Below are 5237 nucleotides of genomic sequence, written 5' to 3' on the forward strand. Positions count from 1 at the left end.
CTGGAAGCCGCACTTAAAGAAAAAGGCATTGAATCCCGTTATGGGTTGGTGGGTTATGCCTACAACCAGCCTGACACCACACGCCAAGTCACGGTGGGTGGTGCGCAGTTCGGTTCCGCCAGTCAGTTTGCGCCGGCAGCACTGGGCTTACGTTCAGCGGGCTCCATGGGTCCGGCCAATACTTATGCCGCAATCGAGCTGGCACTGACCTACTCGTTTCGAGATGGGGTGGCGCGCAATCTGATTCTGTATGCTGATTCATCCATGCTGCCCATGTCGGCATGGCAAGCCAAAACAGCCGAGCTGCTGGCTAAATTAAAGAGTACCAAGACCCGGCTGAATGCGGTATTGACCAATCGCTTCTATTGCGGTGATGGCACCCGGGCCTTGGGCATGGGGGGCAATGGCGTGGGCTATGTCGCCGATGGCGTCGGTGGGGTCAAGACCTGCCAGGGTGCCCGGGCTGGCGACACCGACTTCTTCATTGGCGGGGTAGGCAGTGCACCGACCGCCCTGGATTCCATTTTCCCCAACGAGATCAAACTGGCCCTGGAGTCGGGTGGCACGGTGTGGGATGCCAGTCTTTCCTTTGCTGACACCGCCACCACCCAATCTTTCACCAATGCTTTTGTGCGGGCCAAAGTGGCGGAAATCGAAGCGGACCAGCCACCGCCCACGGTTGAGCGTTGCGATGTCAATGCTGACAAGACCATCGACAAGACTGACATCGACCTGATCTTCAAGGCCCGCAACCAGAAAGCCTCGTCCGCCACCGATCCACGGGATGCCGATGCCGACGGTACGGTCACGGTACTGGATGCGCGGATTTGTACCCTGAAATGTTCGCTGGCCAATTGCGCGATCAATGGCGTGCCAACGGTTGGAGCTGATGCCTATAGCCTGACGCAGGCCAGTACTCTGTCGATTGCCAAGCCCGGCGTGCTGGCCAACGATAAGGACCCGGAAGGCAAGCCGCTGACGGCCAAAGTGGTGAGCAATGTCGCCAATGGCAGCCTGGTCCTGAATGGCGATGGCAGCTTTAGCTATACCCCGTTTCCGAACTTTGTCGGCAAGGACAGCTTTACCTACCGTGCCAACGACGGATTGACTGACAGTGCGGTCACCACCGTCTCGCTGACCGTCACAGCAGGTAACCGTCCCCCCATCGCCAATGGCGGGGCGGATCGAAGCGTGACGGTTGCGACAACCGTCACCCTGGATGGTAAGGCCTCGTCTGATCCTGATGGCGATGGACTGACTTATACCTGGGCGTTGATCAGTCGCCCAGCAGGCAGTATGGCGGCCTTGTCTGCCACCAATGCGGCCACCAGCACGTTCAAGCCGGATGTGGTCGGTGACTACCTGGTTCAACTGGTGGTGCATGACGGCAAAGTCAGCAGCGCACCCGCCACAATCAAGATCACGGCCAAAGATGGCGCGGCCATTGTGGGCATCAGCCTGGCCCCTGCGGATACCAAACTGGCGCAAGGTGCCACCCGGCAATACCAGGTGATGGGCAAGCTGGCCAATGGCGGTAGCCGTGAGATTACCGATGGCGTGAGCTGGAGCTCGTCCGATGCCGCCGTGGTATCAATCAGTACCGACGGTTTGGCAACCGGCCTAGTACAAGGCGCTGCCACCCTGACCGCCAAGGTTGACGGTTTCGCCGCCACCCTGAGCGTGAGTGTTGAGCCAGCCGGTACGTTCCCGACTGCCATCATCAAAACCCCGGAACAGGACACCACCATCAGCCGCCCCATCGACATGATGGGCACTGCCACCGATGCCGATTTCAGCCGTTACACCATCGCAGTGGCCGCCAAGGGAAGCGGTCACTTCAAGGTGGTGGCGACGGGAGACACCCCGGTCGTCAATGGCGTCCTGACCAAGTTCGACCCCAGTACCTTGGCAAACGGGTTGTATGACGTCCGCCTGGAAGTGGAAGACGCACTGGGCCAGAAGACCCGCACCGAGACCAGTTATGAGGTTGTCGGGGACCTGAAGGTCGGTAACTTCACCGTCACATTCCAGGATCTGTCGATCGATGCCTCAGGGATTCCGATTACGGTCAATCGCACCTATGACACGCGTCGCAGTGGTGAATCGCTGGACTTCGGCTATGGCTGGAGTGTTGATTACCAGAATATCCGGATTCAGGCCAACCGCAAGCTGGGCACCAGTTGGATGATGTCCAGAACCAGCGGGCCATTCCCAACTTATTGTATCAAGCCGGTTGGCAAGCACTTTGTCAGCATCACTTTGCCTGATGGTAAAGTCGAAAAGTTCGACATGGGGACTAACCCGTCATGTGCGAATCTAGTGCCGCCAAGCTATGTCAAACCCGCGTTTACCGCCGCAGCGGGAACACGCTCCAAACTGGTCGCGGAAGATGTGGGTGATCTGCGCTTTGCTGGGGATCTGCTGTATGACATGGGTACCGGTGAAGCCTATAACCCGAGCCGCTTCACGCTGACCACGCAGGAAGGGTTTGTGTACGAGCTGGACAAGGAGTTTGGTATCCGGACGGTAACCGACCCGAACGGCAACAAACTCACCTACAGCGCCAGTGGCATCCTCCATTCTGCGGGTCTGTCCGTTCAGTTTGTACGTGACAACAAGGGCCGTATCGTCGAAGTCATCGACCCAACCGGCAAGAAGCTGACCTACGCTTACGACAAGCGCGGCGATCTGCACACCGTGACCGACCGGACGGCAGCGGTGGCGAGCCATACCTATAACTTGAGCCATGGCCTGTTGGATTACACCGATCCACGCGGGGTATTGCTGGTTCGCAACGAATATGATGCGGCAGGCCGACTGGTGGCACAGATCGATGCCAAGGGTCATCGTATCGAGGCCACCCACGACACCGCCAACAAAGTGGAGGTGATCAAGGACCGGCGAGGTAATGCGACGACCTATCTGTATGACGACAACGGGAATATCCTCAAGCAGACCGATGCCTTGGGTGGAGTGACCGAGTATACCTACGATGCACATGGCAACGAGCTGACCAAGAAAGATGCGTTGGGCCATGTCATCACGCGCGTGTTTGATGCACGTGACAACTTGCTGTCGGAAACAGATGCGCAGGGGCGCACCGCGACCTACACCTATGACGCCAGTGATCGGGCCACGACAGTGACCGATGCAAAAGGTAATGTGTCAAACAATACCTATGACAGTGTCGGTAACCTGACCCAAATCAAAGATGCATTGGGGCAAGTCACCCGTGTTGCGTATAGCGGGAAGGGCGATCTGGCATCGTTGACAGATGCGGCCGGTAATTCGACCTCATTCAGCTACGACAGCAAGGGGAATCGCCTGTCAGAAACCGACGCCCTTGGCAATGTGACGACATTCACTTATGACAGTAATGGCCGTGAGTTGACGCGCACCGTCAAGCGCAGCACTGGCAGTGGTGTCGAGTCGCTGACCAGTAGCAAGACCTACGATGCCAGTGGCAATGTCTTGACCGAAACGGATGTGTTGGGACGCAAGCAAACCCACGAATACAATCGTGCCAGCAAGGTCGTTGCGACCATCGACGCCAAGGGGTTGCGCACCGAGTACCAGTACGATACCCGCGGCTATTTGGTGCTGACCCGCTTCCCGGATGGCACGACCGAGGCGATTGATTACGATGCCAATGGTAATAAGGTTGCCATGGTGGATCGTGGCGGCCGTACCACCAGCTATGAATATGACGCGCTGAATCGCCTGACTAAGACGGTGTTGCCGGATGGTTCGATGGTCGCCAGCACCTACGATGCCGTCGGCAACAAGCTAACCGACGTCGATGGCAAAGGTAGCACGACGACCTATCAGTATGACGCGTCCAACCGTCAAATCGCGGTGATTGACGCATTGGGCAGTAAGACACAGTTCGGCTATGACGCCAATGGCAATCAGATCAGCGTCATCGATGCCGCCGGCAACGAAACCAAGCATGAATATGATGCCGCCAATCGTCGTGTCAAAACGGTATTGGCCGATGGCAGCAGCATCCAGTTCGAATACGATCAACTCGGCCGCAAGCTCGCGGAAACCGATCAAGCCGGCCTCACCACTCGTTGGGCGTATGACAAGCTAAGCCGACTGATTGAAGTCACCGATGCCCTGGGCGGCAAGACCCGCTACAGCTACGATGAACTGGGCAACAAGCTGTCGCAGACCGATGCCTTGGGTCGGGTTACCAATTGGGCCTACGATGGTGCGGGAAGGGTGTTGCAGCGGACGCTGCCAGAAGGCATGACTGAACGCTTCACCTATGATGTCGCCGGTAATATGGCCAGCCGTACCGACTTCAACGGCAAAACCACGACCTATGTCTACGATATCAACAACCGCCTGACCGAAAAGAACGAACCAATTACCGGCAAGGTTCGTTATAGCTACACCGCAGCAGGTCAGCTGGCGACCGTCACCGATGATCGTGGCATCACCAAGAAAGCCTATGATCACCAGGATCGGTTGATCCGTGTCGACAATCCGGATGGCAGCTTCATCGCCTATACCTATGACAAAGCCGGTAACCGGACCGAAGTACAGACCAGCCGCGGTACCACCCGTTACGAGTTTGATGTACTCAACCGCCTGGTCAAGGTGATCGACAACGGCGGCAAGGCCACCCAGTATGCTTACGATGCAGTTGGCAACCAAGTGGCCGTGGTTTACCCGAACGGCACCGAGGCCCGTTATACCTATAACAAGCTCGGTCGGCTGACCCGACTGGCGCACACCCGCAAAACGGACAACACAGTTCTGGCTAGTTTCGACTACACCTTGAGCCCAAGCGGTCAGCGTACCAAGATCGTTGAAGCCAATGGCCGGACCTCGTCGTATGTGTACGATGCACTGGGCCGTCTGACCAACGAAAACATCGCAGACTCAGTCAACGGCAATCATGTCGCCAGCTACAGCTACGACGCAGTCGGTAACCGGATTGCGCAGTCAGCGAACGGGATCAATCGCACCTCGGTGTATGACAAGAACGACCGACTGTTGTCGGATGGCAAGGCGACCTATGTCTATGATGCCAATGGCAATACCACCTCGAAGACCGAGGCTGGCAAAACGGTGACGTATCAATACAGTACCGAGAACCGTCTGATCGGTTTTGACAGCATCGGTACCTCCGTTCGCTATGCGTATGATGCTGAGGGTAATCGCGTCAGCCAGACGGTGAATGGTTCTGCCAAGACCAGCTGGTTGGTCGATGCGAATCGTGATTATGC

Annotated in this window: 1 protein-coding gene; it reads left to right on the forward strand. The window is 57.1% G+C overall.

All coding sequences use genetic code 11. The features are described from left to right. A partial coding sequence (locus FFS57_RS24260; protein WP_171014197.1) for an Ig-like domain-containing protein occupies positions 1-5237 on the forward strand: 5237 nt, incomplete at both ends.

The sequence above is a fragment of the Chitinivorax sp. B genome, from assembly GCF_005503445.1.
In the GTDB taxonomy this organism is placed as follows: Bacteria; Pseudomonadota; Gammaproteobacteria; order Burkholderiales; family SCOH01; genus Chitinivorax.